The sequence below is a fragment of the Paenibacillus arenilitoris genome (assembly GCF_014705655.1).
Taxonomy (GTDB): Bacteria; Bacillota; Bacilli; order Paenibacillales; family Paenibacillaceae; genus Pristimantibacillus; species Pristimantibacillus arenilitoris.
This window is the reverse complement of the sequence record NZ_JACXIY010000049.1, coordinates 27,433-46,930: the sequence shown is the minus strand read 5'-3', so window position 1 is coordinate 46,930 and position 19,498 is coordinate 27,433. Positions and strand designations below refer to the sequence as shown.

The following is a 19,498-nucleotide window of genomic DNA, read 5'->3' as shown; positions in this document are numbered from 1 at the left end:
ACGGAGACTTGGTGAGAAAGAAAGAGCCGGCGGAAGAGTAACCGTCGGCTAGCACGTTAAGTCACCGTTAGGTGATTTTGTTCTTGTTTTGGTATAGCCCCTCAAGGAGACCGACCCTTGATTATATAGCGAAAGGCTTTAAGGACTTGTCAGAGAAACGTGAATGGGCGAGTGGCATAAGGGATTGCAGACCAATTGTTTGAAAACCTAGATGCTGAATCATTGGTTAGTTATGCTGTCAGCCGCAAGGCAATGACGCACCCTATGATTCCTATGATGGATACAATACGCATCGGGGAAGCGGGCTCTTTATCGATATGTTTTGGTTGGATTTGAAGTCGTTAAATGTTGAAAAGACCAAGACCTTTTAACGGAATGGTTCGGCTGGTCATCGTAATAGCACACTTATACAAAAACATGCCATGCAGCAATCCGGTATGAATTATAAACCAATTCATTTTATTGACGATTTTTCCGATTTCATTGCCTATACGACATGTTGTTATTACCGCTGGGTTGCTGATCTAAAGAAATTCGCATATAATATCTTTAGATTGAGTGGAGGTGGAGTTCGTGCCGAATATCAAATCCAGTACGGATTTAAGAAACAATTATAACGATATTTCAAAATTCTGCCACGAAAGCAGAGAACCCGTGTTTATTACGAAAAACGGGCAAGGTGATTTGGCTGTGATGAGCATGGAAACCTATGAGATGATGAATGGTAAGCTTGAGCTATACCGTTTGTTGGACGAAGGTCGGGTAGCGGTAACAGAGGGAAGGAAACGCTTATTTCAGGATGTGATGCAAGATATCAAGCGGGAGATAAAGGATGGGCAATTATAAAATAGATATTTCAGCGCCTGCCGAGAATGATCTCCGAGACATCGTGAGGTATATTTCTGCACAGCTTGCAGCTCCAGAAACTGCACTCGGAATGATGCAAACAATTGAACAGGCTATCTTGGATTTAGAGGATCATCCTCAGAGATATCCTCATGTACAGGATGAAAGGCTTGCCATGTTGGGTTATCGCAAGCTTATTGTTAAAAATTACATTGTTTTCTATACGATAGATGAAGCCTTCAAGATTGTCGATGTGGAGAGGATTCTATATACAAGACGGAACTGGCGCAATATATTGTGACCAAATAAAACATCAACGCAACCTAATTAAGGTTGCGTTTTTGAATGCGACGGGCAGTCGTAACTTTAGCGAGCAATCGCTATGAACCACGGATTACAAGCAGCGGACGGAGCGAATGCGTAGGAGCACGGCGTCTGAATCTACCGCTAAAAGTCTTCGTCGAGTTGGCTTCGTCAGCCCTTTCAATCAAAGATTCGGCAATGCTGGACATTTGTATTTAGATACATTACTTGGACACCATCCAGTCCGGAAAGGCCGCAACGAAAACGCCTGGCAACGAGCAGACGGAGCGAAATCACATTCCGGTCGGCCAGTCCGTGACAGCGGAAGGGATGGCGGAATAGCAGTCAATCAAAAGAAAGACCCGTCATGTTCCGAAGCCGAGGCCGTCGGTTGGACGATGCTCATCAGCTTTTTCACCCAATTCCTTTCATGCTCGGTTTGCATTCTTTTGAAATGAATGACTTCCGCTGCAAATCGATTTTCCGAATGGGCGTCGTCAAACTTTCGATATCGAGCGATCTCCTCCTCCAACACCGTTAACCGATTATGCAAAATCTCGAGTTGCGCTTCGGGCTCCAAACGGTCGAGAAGAGCGACGCGTACTAAAAAGTCCATCGGATTAGCGGCCGCTTTCCTTGGAAAATCGCGTATGAGCTCATTAAAGATTTCTTCCCCCGCGTTCGTCATCAGGTAGACATGCCGGTCAGGCTTGCCTTCCATTTTCTCGACCTTCTTGGTAATCGCCCCCATTTCCAGAAAACGCCGCAATGCGGGATACAACAAATTATTATTGATTTCGAACGATTCCCCGAGCGCATCCTGAACGTTTTTCTTGATTTCATAGCCGTGCTTGGGACCCGACAACAACTGTCCCAATATTAATATGTCTGCGTACATGGAATCCTCCTATATGTGAACGTTTGGTGAACGGCGCTATCCAAATGCCGGAAACTCATAATATATGTTAAACTAACCTATGTAAGAATAACATATAAAATTTGCATAGCCAATTCTGGTTTGCCCAGGAAGGAGGTTTTCGAGCTTAAATTTGATTTCTTTGGGAAAATCGTCATGAGAGGAAGGCCGATTGTAAAATAATTACGCTTATTTCATGCAGATTAATCCGGATTGGAGGGAACGATTATGAATGGGAAGCGTCAGATGATCCTGCTGAACGAAATCATGAAGCTTAACACCAAGGAAGCCGGCTGGGAACCGTATGCTTGGTATAAGGAAATGAGGGACAATAATCCTGTCTATTTCGATGCCGAGCAAGAGGTTTGGAACGTGTTTTTATACGACCATGTGAAGCAAGTGCTGTTCGATCACGAGCTGTTCTCAAACAAGAAGCAGAGAAGCTTGATTCCGATACCCGATCGCCTGGAAAGCCGGAGCAATGTCAACTTGGTGGATCCGCCGGAGCATCGAAAACGGCGCGCTCTTCTCTCTCAAGCCTTCACGCCCCGCAGCCTCAAAGAGTGGGAACCGCGGATTCAGGATATCGTCGACGAGTTGATAGCGGACATGGAAGGCGTCCCGACCGTAGACATCGTGCAAAAGCTGGCCATTCCGCTTCCGGTTACCGTCATCGCAGACTTGCTAGGAGTCCCTTCTAAGGATCGCCGCTTGATTAAAGGATGGTCTGATATTCTGTTCCTCCCTTACAATACGGAGGATTACGCCGACATCGACATGCGTAAGGGAATCGCCATGAAGGCGTTCGTGGAATACTTGTATCCTATTGTCCTGGAGAAACGGCAGCACCCGGAAGATGATATCCTATCCGACTTGACTAAGGCCGAACTGGATGGCGAACGATTAACGGATGAAGAAGTGGTGATGTCGGCCATCGGCCTGCTTGGCGCGGGCAACGAGACGACGACCACTCTTCTTTCCAATATTTTTTATTCCATGCTGTACGACCAGCCAAATGTCTATCAAGAACTTAGGAGCGACTTGACCTTGGTTCCTAAGCTGGTCGAGGAAGTGCTGCGTTTCCGTTTTCCCGCTTCGATGGATCGAAGGGTAGCGCAAGATACGAATGTTTTCGGGCCTCAGATGAAGGAGGGGCAAGCGATCGTGGCATGGATCGGCGCTGCGAATCGGGACGAATCCCAATTTCCGAACGCCGAAGTATTCGATATCCATCGCCCGGGCAATCAACGCCATCTGGCATTCGGTGCCGGTCCGCATTTCTGTTTGGGAGCACCGCTCGCTCGGATGGAAGCAAATATGGCTATAGCCTCGTTTGTAAAAAGGTTCGCCGACATGGATCAGGCGAAGGGGTTCGACGTAGGGAAACATATAACCGAATCGATTGCAGGTATGTCCTTAACAAGTTTGCCTGTTGTACTTAAACATAGCGGTTAACGCGTTCGATTTGCTAATAGGTTGCGAGACTTAGAAGGGGGGAGCCGCCTCCCCTTTTTTGCGTAATACGCTCGCGAAGGATCAGCGCGATTTCTTATCGGCCTTTGCGCAGCAGGAACCGAGCGGCCTCTTAGGTCCCGTTCGGGTGAGAAGTCTGGCTATGTCGAATTTAAGGCGATTTTAAACGATGAAGGGCCCGCAGAGATGCGGGCCCCTTTTTTTCTGCGTGGCAAAAGTAAGGTGACTTCATTGGAACCTATGCTGCCGGTTTTTATTAATCGGTCGTGTTGAAAGATATCATTGACAAGACACCAAACGGTGTCCTATAATCAAATCGACACCAAATGGTGTCCAATTATAAGCGAGTCATACGGAAAGTTCGGCATGTAAATAAGTTTCGCATCAAACCATGATGAGGAGGAAAACAAATGAGCAAGATGATCGGTGCGGGAATTTCCGCGAAAGCTGAAACCGAGTCCCAAGGTAAAGGGATTGCTTATTGGACGGTCACATTATTGCTCGCAGCAGCTATTACGTTAAGCGGGATCGGGCAGCTGATGCAATTGGGGGGAAATATCGAGTTGGTAACGAATTTGGGTTATCCCTTATACGTCATGACGATTCTCGGGATATGGAAAGTGCTTGGAGCCGTCGCTCTCGTCGTGCCGGGTTTTCCCCGGCTGAAAGAATGGGCTCACGCCGGCATCTTCTTCCTCATGACGGGTGCGGCTTTCTCTCATGCGCTTGCTAACGATAGCGGGTTCTCGATTATCCTTCCGCTTTCGTATGCCGCACTGAATATCGCCTCGTGGGCGCTGCGTCCTAAGAGCCGCAGACTGTAAGAAGATGGACAACGAGTGGAAAGCTACGGAAATCATTGATAAAATTGAAAATATCATTTTTGACTATTAGTGATTGAGGAGTGTCTTTGTATGACAATAAGCAGAATGAATCCTAAGGTTGACGGATTTTTAAGAAAGGCCAAAAGCTGGAAGGAAGAATTCGAGGCACTCCGAACAATCGTTCTTGACAGCGACCTGACCGAAGATTTTAAGTGGATGCATCCATGCTACACGTTTCAGGGGAAGAACATCGTGTTAATCCATGGGTTTAAAGAATACTGCGCGCTTCTGTTTCACAAAGATGAAGCCATTGAAGTTGAAAAAGCCGGCCTGCAGGTGGAGTATAAAAAGACGACGGAATATACGATTCCCGAACAATTGCAAAATAAATTCGTTGAAATCCCCGACTTGAAAACGGCTTTCGAGGCATTGACGCCGGGACGGCAAAGAGCGTATCTTTTTCATTTCTCCGAACCCAAACAATCCAAAACCCGCGAGTCAAGGATCGAAAAATATTTGCCGCATATTCTGGATGGCAAGGGATTGAACGATTAATTGAAGATGAATCCATTCAACCGCGTCGCTAAGGCGCGGTTTTTTGTGTGCGACGGGTATTCGCATCCTTGTGCGAGAGCATATGAACTGCAATTACAGACAGCGGTTACGTTCATGTGTCCGGACATCAATGCAATAATAGACAATGTTCACCGATCTGTTCAATACTTAACAAATCCACGCAATCTAACCGTTGAAGGGATTTCGACCTTCGTTATAATCATTTACAAGAGTCCAATCATGCCTTATTCCATGCGAATGGTTAGAACACGAAACGAGGGGGAATGAAAGTTGGAACGACTATGGTCGAAGTCGTTTATTCTCATGACAGCAGGGACTCTTTTTCTATTCATCGGATTTTATATGCTGTATCCGACGCTTCCGATGTTCATCAAACAGCTGGGCGGCAGCGAAGCTCAGGTCGGTCTGGCGATGGGCGCGTTCATGCTGACGGCCGTTATTTTCCGCCCGATCGTCGGCGGGCTGCTGGACCGGTTCGGCAGGCGCCCGTTCATCGTCTGGGGGCTGATTCTCTTCGCCTTGGTGATGTATGGGTATGACTGGATCGGCGGAATCCTCGTATTGATGGGACTGCGAATATTGCACGGGATGAGCTGGGCCGTCTCCACAACCGCCATTCTCACCGCGATTACGGACATGATCCCATCCGCCCGCCGAGGAGAAGGTTTGGGGTGGTTTGGCACGGCCATGACCCTGGCTATGGCAATCGGTCCGATGCTTGGTATTTGGATTATACAAGACCTGTCGTACCATGCTCTGTTTCTCATCGTCGCCATCCTCGCTGCCGCAGCGCTGCTCCTGACGTTAGGGGCCAGCATGCCCTTTCGGCCGCAGCCCAGCGCAAGGAGAATCGAATTATTCGAAAAATCCGTGCTGCCCGTCACGGCATCGGTCTTTTTCCTGTTTATTGCTTACGGCGGGATTACCACCTTTGTACCGCTGCTCGCGGAATCGATCAAGGTCAATTCCGGCGCTTTTTTTCTGGCCTATGCCGCAACGCTTGTCCTGGTTCGCCCCGTTTCGGGAAAACTTTCGGACCGTTACGGGGAGATGGTTGTCATTGTACCGGCTCTTGTCATCACGATTTTGGCTTTAATTGCCTTAAGCTTCTCGTCCGGCTTGTTCGGCGTGCTCGTTTCGGCGGTTTTGTATGGGATTGGATTCGGTTCCGCACAGCCGGCGCTTCAAGCGATAACGATACGTCTTGCCCGCCCGGACCGTATTGGGGCCGCTAATGCTTCTTTCTCAACGGCTACCGACCTCGGCATTGGGCTTGGTGCGATCCTGTTAGGATGGGTCTCCCAGTATATGAGCTATCAGGCCTTGTTCACGGTAAGCGCCGTATCGGTCGCGTTTTCCTTGCTGCTGTTCGCTTTTTTTGTGAAACGTTTGTTGAAAGCCGATGCTTCGCCAACCGAACCGTTTCTGCGCGAAGCCCGGAAGTAGGAATATCCCATCTAACAAGGGCAAAGCGTTGCGGAAAAAAAATAATGGCAAATAGCATTGACTTGGAGTTAACTCCAAGTGGGATAATATAGACGACCTGGCGACGAACAGTCATCGGATGCAGCATGATTTGGAAGGAAAATACGACTTGGAAAGCAGGGGAAACGAATGGAATATGTGAAACTGGGAAATACCGGCTTGGATGTATCTCGATTCTGTCTAGGTTGTATGAGCTTTGGGGTAGCCGAGCGGTGGACGCACCCCTGGGTGCTCGATGAAGAGAATAGTCGGCCGATTATTAAAAAAGCGTTGGATCTAGGCATTAATTTTTTTGATACCGCGAATGTTTATTCCATCGGTTCAAGCGAAGAAATCGTAGGGCGGGCTTTGAAGGAATACGCCAATCGGGATGAAATCGTCATCGCAACGAAAGTTCATTTCAGAATGCATGAAGGACCCAATGGCGCAGGCCTTTCGCGAAAAGCAATTATGAGTGAGATCGATAAGAGCCTGAAAAGGCTGGGAACGGATTACGTTGATCTGTACCAGATCCATCGCTGGGATTACAATACGCCCATTGAAGAGACGATGGAAGCCTTGCATGACGTGGTGAAAGCAGGGAAAGCAAGATATATCGGGGCATCTGCTATGTACGCCTGGCAGTTTCTGAAGTCGCTGCAGGTGGCTGAACGACATGGTTGGACCCGGTTTGTATCCATGCAAAATCATTTAAATCTGATTTACCGGGAAGAAGAGCGGGAGATGATGCCGCTTTGCAAGGAAGAAAAAATCGGCGTCATTCCATACAGCCCTATCGCCTCAGGCAGATTGGCGCGTGATTGGTCCGTGACGACCCGGCGTTCCGAAACCGACCAAGCGCAGAAATGGAAATACGGCGCAACGGAAGAGGCGGACCGAGTCATTGTTGACCGGGTAGCGGATATTGCACAAAAACGCGGTGTCCCCCGTGTTCAAGTCGCGCTTGCCTGGCTGCTGCAGAAAGAACAGGTGACAGCTCCGATTATTGGCGCTACAAGCATAGCCCAGCTCGAAGAAGCGGTAGATGCCCTTTCGATAACGTTAACACAGGATGAAATAAAATCGCTGGAAGAGCTATATGTGCCTCACCGGGTCGTTGGAGCGCAGTAGTTAAATCGAGATATGTTCATAAAGCTGATTATCGATGTTATGATGACCGTTTTTATGCTAACGGCGATTGGGGATTTATTCTAATGGCCATTCATATTGGAATATCGTGGGGTACGATAATCAATGCTATTCGAAGAATGACTGGAATCACCGAACGGGGCCGTATTCGAACCGTTTCGTTGCGCGCTTTGGCGGTATTCCTTGTTGTATATGGCGTGCAGGCTTCCTTTGAAAGAAATCTTGGTACCAAGCTCTTCGTATACGATCCTTTTGGAGACTGGCGCTTTGATGCTTCCAGCTTGAAATTTGTACAAAAACAAAAGAAAAGCTTATCCTGACGGATAGGAAATCAGGGGAGGAAGACCGTATGAAAAAGTCGTATGTACAAATCGCCTTGATTTTTGCCTTCTTATTATCCGGATGCGGAAGTGAGAGTAATTCCAATGAAATGAGCGTGCCCGGCTCCAATGAAATGAACTCCAATGAAATGACCGTTCCTAAACAGCCGTCAGAAGAACAGCAGGAGAATGAAAATGGCAGCGGGGTTGTTAAATTTCCTGAGAATTATACGGATGGTTTGATTTACACAACGGTCGATCGCGGAAATGCTCATGAGAAGCTTTACGTGAGTCCTGAATCGATCGAAGCGCTACAGAACGACGGAGAAATACCGAGTGGGAGCGTCATCGCTCTTGAAATTTATAGAGATGAGGTACTGTCTGATATTTTTGTGATGGAGAAGCGCACAGATTGGGAGGACCAGCCTGCCGAGGAGCAAAATGGAGATTGGCGTTTCCAAGCCTTCAATGCAGATCAATCGGTTAATATGAAAAGGGATGTAGCCAGCTGCATATCGTGCCACGCATCGCAGGAACGGGATGACTTTGTCTACACTTTAGATGAAATGAAGACTTTCGAGCTAGAGGATTTTCAGGGCGAGGCAGGAACGGCTTCCAGTTCACTTGTGGAAGAATGGAGGATCCATGCATTAACCGATTATCTTGTCAGCATGACAAACAACGAAGAAAACACGTAAACCATTAGCAGCTGGGAGCGAAAGAAGAGACAGGACTAGTAGGACAATGTTCCTGTCTCTTTGTTTTCATTATCCGCGTTCCAGCGTCTATAAATTTCTCTCCAACAGCGACCCAAGCTGTTCAGCCAATACTTCATGGGGTACAGGCTTTTCATTTATAAACCACCATTCCACTACGCCCACGTAAGCCGAAGCAACAAACTGCCCCATTAATTGTTCATTTAACCCTAGGTTCTTGCCTTTGGCGACATCCACTTCGTCCTTAAACTCTTCGATTAGAAACTCAAGGAACCGGCTTCTAAAAAATGGCGCTCCTTTGCTCGCTAACATCAGTGAAAAAAACGAGTAATTGTTATCAAGGTATTCGGTCCAAAGGAGTGATCCAGTAACAAAATCCATGTCAGCTGCTGCTTTGCAAATTTCGCGAAGTTCGTTGATATGAGTTTCAATAAGCTTATCCAGTAAATCATATTTGTCCATGTAATGAAGATAAATCGTACCTCGGCTGACATTGGCCCTGTCGGAGAGATCTTGTATGGTGATGTCGTCAAAATTTTTTTCGTTCATCAATTCAATTACAGCTTTCTTTAGCGCTTCTTGGGTTTTGAGTATTCTTCGATCAATTTTCGCCATCGGCGGGTCACCATGCTTTCAAAATGATTAAGACGAATATATTCATAATAATGCTTTCTATCATTTTTAACATATGTCCATTAATTTATCAATGTTAAATACATGCTAACGAACAACCGCCGATGGGAATGTCCTCGCCATATAATGAACAATAATGGTACTTGTGTTTACTAATTAACAAATTGAGTTCATTTAACAATTGAATCTTTCATATGTCCAGCTATAATTATAAACGCACGATCAATTATGTACTGTCGTACAATATTATGTATTAGTACATTTAATGAAAAGGAGAGGTATCGCGTATGTCTAATATTCAAGATAAAGTTGTAGTTATTACGGGGGCATCCAGTGGGATCGGAGAAGCGACTGCCAAGGAACTTGCAGCAAAAGGCGCAAAGTTGGTGCTAGCAGCCCGGCGTGAAAATCGTTTGCATAAAATTCAATCAGAGATCGAAAGCAAAGGCGGAACAGCGATCTATAAAGTCACAGATGTAACCTCGCAAGAGCAGGTGAAAGCTCTGGCTGCATTTGCAATTACAACGTACGGGAAAATCGACGTCATGATCAACAATGCGGGACTCATGCCGCTATCGCCGCTGTACGAGCGAAAAATCAAAGAATGGGACACGATGATCGATGTAAACATCAAGGGCGTCCTTTATGGAATTGCTGCAGTTCTACCTTCCATGAGGGAGAGAAAAGAAGGACATATCATCAATATTTCTTCGGTGGCAGGACACCTTATCGGGCCGGCAGGTTCGGTGTACAGCGCCACGAAATTTGCTGTAAGAGCAATTACGGAAGGACTTCGTAAAGAAGAATGCATAAACAATATTCGTACGACCATTATCTCGCCGGGAGCGGTTGCCAGCGAATTGCCGGAAACGATTTCCGGTTTGGAACTGAAAACGGCGATTGATGAGTTCTACATGATTGCGATTGATGCCGACAGCATTGCACGAGCGATCGCCTATGCCATCGAACAACCGTCCGATGTTGCGATTAATGAAATGATCATTCGTCCGACACGCCAAGAGCTGTAACAGCCGATTCTGTCGGCGGCTGCTCCAATGATTTCCGTCTTAATTGCGATCCAGATACTCGGTCCATACCAAGGTTCCGCTTACGAAATCCAGGACGGCTGACGACTTGCATATCGCCCGGAGTTGATCAATGTGCGATGGTGATATCGTCGAAACTCCTCTCTGACATGAGTTCGATAACGGCATTTTTTAGTGCTTCTTGCGTTAATGTCCTCATCATGAGCAGGTCTGTTGAGCTCTATTGAAAGTAACTGAGAACGATAGTTCAATAATCAGGAGCAGTTTGCCGCCGTGGCAGCTGCTCCTGTTGTCGTTCAGTTGTCGGATAGAATAGCGGAATTACAAATGTTGCCTGCGGCACTAAATATTAGGAACTGATGTTATACTGGCATCCCATCTTAACATTGTTGTAGTAGTTATAAATCGTGTTATATCTAACTACCCGGGCTTTTGATATGATCGGCTGTGGCGACATGCAGATTCCGTGATTCCTTGCGAGATATTGCTTTTGGATTCATTTGCGGTAGAAGCTCCTCAATCTCATTTGCCTTCTATTATAAAAAAAGCTAGGAGTGACTGTGACTTGAACATCGTTGTTATAGGCGGAGGCAGCTTTGTATTTGCGCATACCGTAGTGGAGGATGTTATTGTCAAGCATCGGCTGGACAATACGAGCAAGCTGATTTTGGTCGACTTGAACGAAGAAGCTGCCTTGGCAATGGCAGCTGCCGGACGTACCGTCGCTAAGGCGCTGGGCGTTACCGTTCAAATTGAGGCGACAGTCGATCGCGAACAGGCGTTAGTCGGAGCGGATTACGTAATTGTATCGGCTTCTCCGCAAGGCGCGAGGAGATGGCAGATGGATTATGACATATTAGTGGAGCTTGGCATGCCTGATCAAGCTAGGGAATGCGGAGGGGTAGGCGGCTTGCTGAACAGCTTCCGCTCGATCACGCTGCTGATGGACATCTGCCGGGATATGGAGCGGCTGTGCCCGAACGCCATGTTGTTAGATGTCACGAATCCAATGCCTCGAGTTGTAACCGCGATTGAGCGATTTACTGCAATAAAAAGCGCCGGGTTCTGTAATATAGCGTATCGTGGACCGGACGGTTACGCATTTCTTCCTTCGTTGATCGGCAAACGTCCCGAAGAGGTGGAGATCGTAACTGCGGGGTTGAATCATTTCGCCTGGGTTGTGAGTGTCAAAGATAGGAAATCAGGAGAGGAATGTCTCCCGCTTCTGGAGCAATATCTGATTAAGGGAGATTGGTCCAATCAACCGGAATGGACCTGGCGCGAGCTCTCCGTCATGCAGCGATGGCTGAAGCAATATGGGGCGGTAGCGGCAGGAGCCGTCGATCATCATGCCGAGTATTTGCCGTTCCAGGAGGATATTCGATACACGGTCACGCCGCCCTATCATGGAAGCGAGGAGGAGCGCAGGCTGCGTCTTATGGAGCTTCGCGAGATCGCAGACGGCCAACGGGATTGGCAAGAGTTGTTCAAGCATCCAAGCTGGGAGCATCCGGTTGATTTGGCGGTTGCGCTGGAGTGGGAGGAGGACGTGCGTGTCGATATTCTCAATCTTAGGAATAACGGGAGCCTGTCTCAGCTGCCTGAAGACCGCATCGTCGAGGCTCCCGTCCAAATCCATCAAGGCGAGCTGCAACCAATGCCCGTTCCCGAGTTTCCCTCCGAGTTGGCGAAGCTGATCCGCAGCATATCCGATGTTCACGAGCTTGCCGCACGGGCGGCCGTAGAAGGGAACCGGGAGCTTGCGAGAGCCGCGCTTGAGATCGATCCGGCCGTTACGGACAAGGCTGCCGCCTTCGAGGCGCTCGACCGAATGCTGAAGGTACATGCAGATATGCTGCCGCAATTTACCAAGTAGTTAGGCGGATTAAAGAATTGTTTTAATATCGTTATACCATCTAAATATTGTTCTATTTTTGACGAAGAAAACGCATGCTATATTCAGGTTGCAGGACACAACCACGCATAGGGGGAAACAACATGCTAAAGAAAGGTTCAAAGCTGTCTTTGGTTTTCATTTTGGCTTTATCCGGGGTGCTCACAGCCTGCTCGAATGGCGGACAGTCGGATAACGGGTCAAGCGCAAACGGTGCGAACACAGGAAATTCCAATCGCGCCGAGAGTACGGTATTGGATAATCCGGCAAATTTCAAGTTCGATCCTCCCGTTACGATTCGAACGGCGAATACGTTTGCGGAAAACCAGAACGACTTCAAGTCCGGTGAAAGCTTCGAAGACAACATGCACACCCGTTGGATGAGAGAAACGATGGGAATCGATGTGCAGTTTGACTTTGTCGTCCCGAAATGGGAGGACTACAAGACAAAGATTCGGTTGCTGCTTGCCGGGAAGAAGCGTCTGCCTGATGTGATCAATACGCAGACCGATTTGGCGATCGACTTGATTAACGCCAATGCCGTAATGCCGCTGAACGAACACATGGACAAGTATCTGTCTCCGGAGATGAAAGCGTTATACGATAAATATCCTCAGGCGTTCGCACCTGTCACGCGAGACGGTAAAATTTACGGATTGCCAGAATTTTTCGCCATGGATGAAGGGCCCGTCATGTGGGTCAGAGCTGACTGGCTGGAAAATCTGGGTATGAAAGCGCCGACTACGCTGGATGAGTTCTCGGAATTGCTGAGAGCGTTCACGGAGGACGATCCGGATCGGAACGGAGCTAACGATACAGTCGGTCTGGCGATTTCGTTAATAGACGGTCCTTATAACTGGATGGCAACGGGGGATCCGATCGCGGGAATGTTCAGCGATCATATTCCGGTTGGTTACAACATGCAGGAGTTCTGGACCGAGAATGAGAACGGGGAACTGGAATTTGGCACGATCGCTCCTGAGCAGAAAACATTTTTGCAGCAGATGCATGACTGGATGAAGGCCGGATATATCGATCCGGAAGCCGGTATCAAGGATCCGGCCAAAGCCGGCGAGATGGCGGCATCCGGCAAAGCGGGCATCATATTCGGACCTTACTGGATGGCCGGTTGGCCTCTGAAGGATGCTGGGGGCTTCAAGGCATTCCCGATTCCTGCAGGACCGGATGGCAACGTCGGTCGGGGAGAGAAAGCACTGGTGGCGAACTATAAGATGCTGAACAAGGATTTTGAGCATCCAGAGGCTTACTTCGCGTACTGGGGCAAAATATATGCCACAAACTTCGGAGAATCGGATCCTTACTTTGATGAATCTATTGCAAAAGGCTGGCATGAAGGCTACGACTACGTTATTCATGACGGACAAGTGGTTGGGGGCAAATACGAAGAGCGCGGCGTACCGGAGGAGAAATGGCCTAAGCCGGGCGATCCAACGGTCGGATACAGCGTGAAATGGCCGATTACGAACACGCCTTTTGTTCCATACCTGATCGATGCGTCCTTAGAGAAGTTCAACAACGATCCTAACGCAGAAATCAACAACTGGACGGATGGGCAGGTTGCCTCGCAAAATGCCGAGCAGCTGGATGCAGCCATGGTCCGCATCAGTCAGAATGAGCAAGCCGTGTTCAACCTGTTCACGGGTGCGCCGACCAAGACAATGCTTGCGAAACAGGAAATGCTGTTGAAGCTGATGAAAGAAAGCTACCTCAAAATTATATACGGTGATGAGCCGATCGAATATTTCGACGAATTTGTCGATCAGTGGAAGAAGAGCGGCGGGGAAGATATTATCAAGGAAGTTAACGAATGGTATGCTTCATCGAAAAAATAAGCATGAATTGGGAGAGACTTTGGGGCTTAGCCCCAAAGTCTCTCGACACTAGAAGAAAGGATGAATGTTATGAATAAGCTGGACACGGGTGCTGCTTCCACATCAAGTGTACCCTCGGGAAAAAAGGCGTCTCGAGCCGCATCCTATTGGAAGCGAACCGGGATGCTGCATGTGCTGCTGCTTCCCGCTGTCATTATCGCATTGATCTACGGTTATACGCCGATGCTTGGCATTGTTATCGCCTTCCAGGAGTATGAGCCCTGGCTGGGCATCCGGAATTCGCCGTGGGTTGGACTGGAGCACTTCGAATACTTGTTCAACTATCCGGATAGCTTGCAGGTGATAAAAAATACGCTTATCATTTCCGGAATGAAGATCGTCTTTCAATTAATCGTGCCTGTCTTATTCGCACTACTCCTTACCGAGATCGCTAAAAGTTGGTTCAAGCGAGCGGCTCAAACCTTGGTTTATTTGCCGCACTTTCTGTCCTGGGTCATCCTCGGAGGTATATTCGTGGATATCTTGTCGATTCGGGGAGGGCTGTTAAATCGTTTTCTGGCCGTTCTCGGAATCGACCCTATATTCTTCTTAGCGAACGGAGATTGGTTCCGCATCGTGCTGGTCGTATCAGATGTGTGGAAGGAATTCGGGTTCTCGACTATTATATTCCTTGCTGCGATCGTAAGCATCGACCCTTCGCTATACGAGGCGGCGGAGATCGACGGGGCGAATCGATGGAAGCAAGTGCTGCATATCTCGCTGCCTTCGATTCTGCCGATCATTATCGTCGTCGGAACCTTGTCTCTGGGAAGAGTTCTGGACGCAGGCTTTGATCAGGTTTTCAATTTGTATAACCCATTGGTATACGAGAAGGGCGATATTATTGATACCTTCGTATATCGGATCGGATTATTGGACGCCCAGTTCAGCTTTGCTACAGCCGTTGGTTTGTTCAAGTCGATCGTAGGTTTCATACTTATTGTCATCAGCTATAGATTGGCTTACAAGCTTGCCAATTATCGAATATTTTAACATGCGAGGTGTGCCTGCTATGCGATTTCGTTCTCCTGCCTATACCGTTTTCTCGATATTGAACTATACGTTTATCGGTATTTTAAGTATTTGCTGCGTGCTGCCCCTGATTCATATTTTCGCGGTTTCCTTGAGCTCCAAGGCGGCGGCAACGGCGAACATCGTCAATTTCTGGCCTGTCGGTTTTACCTTGGATGCCTATATGCAGACGCTGGGCAACGATAAGTTCCTACAAGCGCTTATGATCGGAATTGAACGAACCGTGCTCGGAACGGCGATTTCAATGACGATCGTTGTCATGGCAGCCTATTCCTTATCCAAGTCCAATGACCGATTCAAAGGGAGAAATATGTATTCCTGGTTCTTCATCTTCATGATGCTCTTCAACGGCGGTTTGATTCCGACGTATCTGGTTGTATCCAATACCGGATTATATGACACCATTTGGGCACTGGTCATCCCGAATGCGGTTAACGTATGGAATATCATTCTCATGCTGAATTTCTTCCGGAATTTGCCTGCGGAGCTGGAGGAAGCGGCTCTTATTGACGGCGCGGGGCATCTTAGAACGGTATTCTCTATCTATATTTGGGTATCCATGCCCGCGATTGCGACCTTATCCCTATTCACGATGGTTATTCACTGGAACTCCTGGTTTGACGGCATTATCTATCTGACCAGCTCAGATAAATATCCGCTGTCCTCCTTCCTTCAGACCATCGTCGTTCAGGATAACTTCGCCCAGACAGGCGTCGATCCGGAGAAGCTGGAGCAAATCTCCAACCGAACCGTTAAGGCTTCGCAAATATTCATCGGGGCGCTCCCGATCCTGATCGTATATCCGTTTCTGCAAAAATACTTTGTAAAAGGCATTGTGATCGGTTCCGTTAAAGGGTAGATTATAGGAATATCCTGTTGAAGTTGAGGTAAAAGCATGGAACTGCTGCGGAATATGAACCTGTTCTCCAAAATTACGATTGTCATTGCGATACTAATTGTCCCCACGTTGCTAATGTATGTCAAGTCCAATCAAGTCGCGACGCAGGTCATTAGAGATGAATTGATACAATCGAATCTCAGCCGTCTGACGTTCTTCCTTCGTCAGATGGATCTTATAAACGAGCAGTTATGGGGAACGGCATATATCTTGCTCGACGATCCAGACGCCTTGAAGCTCATGGATGAGGGCATCAATGATTTTACCTACGATGCCATCCGGGCCAAGGAAGTGCTTCAGAAGAAAGTCAGTCTGCAGAGCAACGCCATGACCTGGATTAATCATTTGGGCATTTACTCGCCGGTAACAGGCGCGGCGGTTTCGAACAACCCAAGAGCTCAGTACAGTATGGAGTACTTTGAGGCGAATCTTTACAACGATTGGGTTTACAAGCCGCTGCAGCTTGGGATTAAGGAAGAAAATTACTTTATCCGACATATGACCAAGCCTTTTACCCTGGAGAAGAAACCAAAGGAAATGAATTTAATCGTGGAAGTGGCCATTTCGGAATCGAACATCAAGAAGATGCTCAAAACGTTCGGTTCCGGGAAGCCTAGCGCGCCTTTTTTCTACCACCCGTTATATCAGCCCATCTATTACGACCGTTTCGCTCAAGATCAGGAAACGATCATCGAATTCATGCACGGGATGGAGCTCGGAACGGAAGGTTCCAGCGTTGTGCGGATAAAGGAGCAGAGCTATCTTCTTTGTTATGCCCGCTCGGAAACTTTCGGCTGGTACTTGGTGGAGTTCACACCGCTGGACAAGGTAATGGAGCCGGTTCAGAATAGCAGCGATCGATTCTACGCGGCAACCGCCTTGCTGCTGCTAATCGGCGTGGCTGCCGCCGCTCTTCTGTACCGGAACGTACAGATGCCGATTATGCAAATTATTCATGCGGTCAAAAAAATGCGGAACGGGAATTATTTACACCGCATAACAAAAAAGACGAACAGGGAATTTTCCTTTTTGTACGAGCAATTCAATCAAATGACGGAGGAAATACACAATCTGATCGAGCATGTCTATCAAGAGCAAATTCGTGTCAAAGAAGCGACGGTCAAGCAGCTACAGTCGCAGATTAATCCGCATTTCCTGTACAATAATTTCGCCTTTATCCAAAGCATGGCCATGATGGACAACAAAGAGGCCATTATCGCATTCACGCAGCATCTGAGCCGTTATTACCGATCAACCATCAAGTATAGCGATACCTTGGCTCCTATTCGGGAGGAGATAGAATTGGTTCGCAATTACTTGGAGATACTGAAGATGCAGATGAACGGCTTAACCTATGTTCTGCGTATTCCGCCTGAGGCAGAGGAGATCAAGATTCCTAGACTTTCCCTGCAGCCTCTTGTGGAGAATGCCATTGTGCATGGTATCGAGAATAGGCTTGGCAGCGGCAGAATCGAGGTGAATGCCGTCTGGCATGAAGCTTATCTGGACATCAGCGTCGAGGACGATGGTATTGGCATGAACGAGTCCGCCATTAAAAAACTGAATGCCAGCTTGCGCGTGAATTCGGATGGTTACGAGTGGAGCGGGACATGGAACGTACACCAGCGGCTTGTTCGCAGGTTCGGCGAGAAGTCCGGTCTGCATATATCCCGATCCGAGCTTGGCGGACTTAAAGTTGCCATTCGCATCTTCAATACGCAAGGAGAGATGAACAATGGGCAAATTTAAATATGAGCTCTTGGTTGTCGATGATCATCCTCATCAAGTAAAAAGTATTTCAGGGCTAATACAGGAAACTGGATTGCCGATTGATCAGGTGCACACCGCATACTCGGGCAAAGAAGCGCTTGAAATTCTTCAGGCGAAGTCGATTGACATCTTGCTGACTGACATTCGAATGCCGGAAATTAGCGGGATTGATCTAATTGGTCACATTCGCAAAGCATCGATGCCCGTTAAATGCATCCTGCTGTCCGGGTATGCAGACTTCGAGTATGCTCAACAAGCGCTGGAGCTTCAAACCTCCAAGTATCTGATGAAGCCCGTTGCCGCGGATGAACTAGTGGCTTCACTCCAGACGGTTATTGATGAGATCGAGCAGGAAAAGATTGCAAGGGAGCGGCAGCATAAGCTGCAGTACTCCTTCCGCGAGCATCTTCCAATTCTGCGTGAGCAGCTGCTGCAGAATTTGATTCGTGGCAAGCAGTTTCCCAAATCGGCATTAATTACCAAGCTGGACACAATGGACCTGCCCCTGTTTTATGGAGATGTTGTTGCTTTTATGGTCATTAAGCTCGAAGACGACTTCGGCGGCTACAATGAGTTTGATTTATCTCTTGTTTATTATGCGGTTTTCAATCTGGCGCAAGAAATTTTCGGAGAATCGTATTTCCTCTGGAGGGCTATCGATGCGCCCGCGAAGTTATGCATTCTGATTAAACCACTGCTTCAGACGGATGAAGAGGATAAAGAGCCCAGTGAGCATACGCTTCATCAGATCGAGATACGAGCCAAAGAGCTGCAGAGGAAGGTATATCAATATTTGCACTATATCATTTCGATTGGTTTGGTCAAAAAATGGGCTCGATTTCCCGGCGAGCTTCCGGACGTCTATGAGAAAGGCAAACTCATTCTCCGGGGGAATGTCGGGAAAGCGGTCGGATTCTTCACATCCATCGCGGACCTTCCGGAGCCGGTTATGAACGGAAATCTTGTCTCCATGCACCAAGCCCCGACCCTGCTCCATCTGATGGAATCCAAGCGCTGGGATCAGGCGAAGGAGCGCCTTGATAAGGTGTTCCAGGAGCTTAGCCAGAAGCAAGGCAACTACGAGGATTATGCCCGTGAGGCGTTCTACACGATATGCGGCTCCTTCCAGTTCGCGGCCCATAAGAGCGGCAAACGGCTGAACGACGTGCTAGGGGAATTGTCTCGAAAAATGATCGAAGGCCATATCATGCTGGATATGGAATCCTTTAAGAAATGGGTGTTCGATTGCCTGGAACAATTCAAGCTGCACTTCCAAAATGAAAATCATTTCCACTATGTGGGGATTGTTGATAAAATTCATACTTTTATTGAGCACAATTTAAACAAAGATTTGTCCTTGAAATGTATTTCGGATGAGATTGGGTTGCATCCGGCTTATATATCGAAAATCTACAAACAGGAAACAGGAGAAAATCTGAGTGAATATTTATTGAAGTACCGAATGGAGCTTTCGGCAAACTTGCTGAGGCATTCGAAAGAAAAGGTTTATGTGATAGGGGCCAAGGTAGGATACCAGACACCTCATTATTTCAATAAAGTGTTCGTTAAATATTATGGCATGACGCCACAGCAATATCGGAACAGTGTGGGAGATTAAATAGGAAGCCAAACAGAACTGCATGCCGAAGGCACATACAGCCCATCGGGGTGCAGTTCTTGCTTATTTCAAGAAGATTGGCATGAGAAGCAAGAATTTTGGCGCGGATCGTTAGATACTCCTCATCC

Annotated in this window: 18 protein-coding genes; 16 read left to right on the top strand and 2 right to left on the bottom strand. The window is 47.7% G+C overall.

Going from position 1 to position 19,498, the window contains the following annotated elements:
- Positions 1-573 precede the first annotated feature (573 nt).
- Complete coding sequence (locus IDH41_RS28365; protein ID WP_190867237.1) at positions 574-846, top strand: type II toxin-antitoxin system Phd/YefM family antitoxin; 273 nt, start codon at positions 574-576, stop codon at positions 844-846.
- Complete coding sequence (locus IDH41_RS28360) at positions 833-1,147, top strand: type II toxin-antitoxin system RelE/ParE family toxin (protein ID WP_190867236.1); 315 nt, start codon at positions 833-835, stop codon at positions 1,145-1,147. Before IDH41_RS28365 ends, IDH41_RS28360 begins: the two co-directional genes overlap by 14 nt.
- Positions 1,148-1,498: 351 nt before the next feature.
- On the opposite strand, the gene IDH41_RS28355 is transcribed toward IDH41_RS28360, so the two are convergent.
- The gene (locus IDH41_RS28355) at positions 1,499-2,047 is read right to left on the bottom strand and encodes a PadR family transcriptional regulator (RefSeq protein WP_190867234.1); all 549 of its coding nucleotides are present in this window, start codon (positions 2,045-2,047) and stop codon (positions 1,499-1,501) included.
- A 246-nt stretch (positions 2,048-2,293) separates the two neighbouring features.
- Here IDH41_RS28355 and IDH41_RS28350 point away from each other — a divergent pair, with 246 nt between their 5' ends.
- The 7 genes from IDH41_RS28350 to IDH41_RS28320 all read left to right on the top strand — a co-directional run bounded on the left by IDH41_RS28350 (position 2,294) and on the right by IDH41_RS28320 (position 8,569).
- Complete coding sequence (locus IDH41_RS28350; RefSeq protein ID WP_190867228.1) at positions 2,294-3,520, top strand: cytochrome P450; 1,227 nt, start codon at positions 2,294-2,296, stop codon at positions 3,518-3,520.
- Between the two features lie 428 nt (positions 3,521-3,948).
- Complete coding sequence (locus IDH41_RS28345) at positions 3,949-4,362, top strand: DoxX family protein (protein ID WP_190867226.1); 414 nt, start codon at positions 3,949-3,951, stop codon at positions 4,360-4,362.
- Positions 4,363-4,452: 90 nt separating this feature from the next.
- Positions 4,453-4,917: a YdeI/OmpD-associated family protein gene (locus tag IDH41_RS28340; RefSeq protein ID WP_190867224.1), complete on the top strand. Its 465-nt coding sequence runs from the start codon at positions 4,453-4,455 to the stop codon at positions 4,915-4,917.
- Positions 4,918-5,208: 291 nt separating this feature from the next.
- On the top strand, positions 5,209-6,384 hold the full coding sequence (locus IDH41_RS28335) for an MFS transporter (RefSeq protein WP_190867222.1): 1,176 nt from the start codon (positions 5,209-5,211) through the stop codon (positions 6,382-6,384).
- Between the two features lie 168 nt (positions 6,385-6,552).
- Positions 6,553-7,533, top strand: a complete 981-nt coding sequence (locus IDH41_RS28330) for an aldo/keto reductase (RefSeq protein ID WP_190867220.1) — start codon at positions 6,553-6,555, stop codon at positions 7,531-7,533.
- A gap of 83 nt (positions 7,534-7,616) precedes the next feature.
- Positions 7,617-7,871 carry a hypothetical protein gene (locus tag IDH41_RS28325; protein WP_190867218.1) on the top strand — a complete coding sequence of 85 codons (255 nt, stop codon included), beginning with the start codon at positions 7,617-7,619 and terminating at the stop codon, positions 7,869-7,871.
- A 29-nt stretch (positions 7,872-7,900) separates the two neighbouring features.
- Positions 7,901-8,569: a cytochrome P460 family protein gene (locus IDH41_RS28320; RefSeq protein ID WP_190867216.1), complete on the top strand. Its 669-nt coding sequence runs from the start codon at positions 7,901-7,903 to the stop codon at positions 8,567-8,569.
- An 87-nt stretch (positions 8,570-8,656) separates the two neighbouring features.
- Here IDH41_RS28320 and IDH41_RS28315 read toward each other — a convergent pair whose 3' ends face one another.
- A complete protein-coding gene (locus tag IDH41_RS28315; protein WP_190867215.1) occupies positions 8,657-9,202 on the bottom strand; it encodes a TetR/AcrR family transcriptional regulator in 546 nt (181 codons plus the stop codon).
- A 305-nt stretch (positions 9,203-9,507) separates the two neighbouring features.
- Between IDH41_RS28315 and IDH41_RS28310 the strand changes: the two genes are divergently transcribed.
- The 7 genes from IDH41_RS28310 to IDH41_RS28280 all read left to right on the top strand — a co-directional run bounded on the left by IDH41_RS28310 (position 9,508) and on the right by IDH41_RS28280 (position 19,370).
- Positions 9,508-10,248, top strand: a complete 741-nt coding sequence (locus IDH41_RS28310) for an SDR family oxidoreductase (protein ID WP_190867213.1) — start codon at positions 9,508-9,510, stop codon at positions 10,246-10,248.
- A gap of 583 nt (positions 10,249-10,831) precedes the next feature.
- The gene (locus IDH41_RS28305) at positions 10,832-12,142 is read left to right on the top strand and encodes a family 4 glycosyl hydrolase (RefSeq protein WP_190867211.1); all 1,311 of its coding nucleotides are present in this window, start codon (positions 10,832-10,834) and stop codon (positions 12,140-12,142) included.
- 122 nt (positions 12,143-12,264) lie between these two features.
- Positions 12,265-14,013, top strand: coding sequence for an extracellular solute-binding protein (locus tag IDH41_RS28300; RefSeq protein ID WP_190867209.1), 1,749 nt, complete (start codon positions 12,265-12,267; stop codon positions 14,011-14,013).
- A 162-nt stretch (positions 14,014-14,175) separates the two neighbouring features.
- Positions 14,176-15,045 carry an ABC transporter permease gene (locus IDH41_RS28295; RefSeq protein ID WP_223830142.1) on the top strand — a complete coding sequence of 290 codons (870 nt, stop codon included), beginning with the start codon at positions 14,176-14,178 and terminating at the stop codon, positions 15,043-15,045.
- 19 nt (positions 15,046-15,064) lie between these two features.
- A complete protein-coding gene (locus IDH41_RS28290) occupies positions 15,065-15,943 on the top strand; it encodes a carbohydrate ABC transporter permease (RefSeq protein WP_190867205.1) in 879 nt (292 codons plus the stop codon).
- 36 nt (positions 15,944-15,979) lie between these two features.
- On the top strand, positions 15,980-17,731 hold the full coding sequence (locus IDH41_RS28285) for a sensor histidine kinase (RefSeq protein ID WP_190867203.1): 1,752 nt from the start codon (positions 15,980-15,982) through the stop codon (positions 17,729-17,731).
- Positions 17,718-19,370: a response regulator transcription factor gene (locus IDH41_RS28280; RefSeq protein ID WP_190867201.1), complete on the top strand. Its 1,653-nt coding sequence runs from the start codon at positions 17,718-17,720 to the stop codon at positions 19,368-19,370. Before IDH41_RS28285 ends, IDH41_RS28280 begins: the two co-directional genes overlap by 14 nt.
- Positions 19,371-19,498: the final 128 nt, after the last annotated feature.

Coding starts and splice junctions, on each gene's coding strand:
- IDH41_RS28315 (WP_190867215.1), bottom strand. CDS start 9,202: ATGGCGAAAATTGATCGAAGAATACTCAAAACCCAAGAAGCGCTAAAG.
- IDH41_RS28360 (WP_190867236.1), top strand. CDS start 833: ATGGGCAATTATAAAATAGATATTTCAGCGCCTGCCGAGAATGATCTC.
- IDH41_RS28340 (WP_190867224.1), top strand. CDS start 4,453: ATGACAATAAGCAGAATGAATCCTAAGGTTGACGGATTTTTAAGAAAG.
- IDH41_RS28330 (WP_190867220.1), top strand. CDS start 6,553: ATGGAATATGTGAAACTGGGAAATACCGGCTTGGATGTATCTCGATTC.
- IDH41_RS28280 (WP_190867201.1), top strand. CDS start 17,718: ATGGGCAAATTTAAATATGAGCTCTTGGTTGTCGATGATCATCCTCAT.
- IDH41_RS28300 (WP_190867209.1), top strand. CDS start 12,265: ATGCTAAAGAAAGGTTCAAAGCTGTCTTTGGTTTTCATTTTGGCTTTA.
- IDH41_RS28295 (WP_223830142.1), top strand. CDS start 14,176: ATGCTGCATGTGCTGCTGCTTCCCGCTGTCATTATCGCATTGATCTAC.
- IDH41_RS28355 (WP_190867234.1), bottom strand. CDS start 2,047: ATGTACGCAGACATATTAATATTGGGACAGTTGTTGTCGGGTCCCAAG.
- IDH41_RS28345 (WP_190867226.1), top strand. CDS start 3,949: ATGAGCAAGATGATCGGTGCGGGAATTTCCGCGAAAGCTGAAACCGAG.
- IDH41_RS28310 (WP_190867213.1), top strand. CDS start 9,508: ATGTCTAATATTCAAGATAAAGTTGTAGTTATTACGGGGGCATCCAGT.
- IDH41_RS28325 (WP_190867218.1), top strand. CDS start 7,617: ATGGCCATTCATATTGGAATATCGTGGGGTACGATAATCAATGCTATT.
- IDH41_RS28290 (WP_190867205.1), top strand. CDS start 15,065: ATGCGATTTCGTTCTCCTGCCTATACCGTTTTCTCGATATTGAACTAT.
- IDH41_RS28350 (WP_190867228.1), top strand. CDS start 2,294: ATGAATGGGAAGCGTCAGATGATCCTGCTGAACGAAATCATGAAGCTT.
- IDH41_RS28320 (WP_190867216.1), top strand. CDS start 7,901: ATGAAAAAGTCGTATGTACAAATCGCCTTGATTTTTGCCTTCTTATTA.
- IDH41_RS28285 (WP_190867203.1), top strand. CDS start 15,980: ATGGAACTGCTGCGGAATATGAACCTGTTCTCCAAAATTACGATTGTC.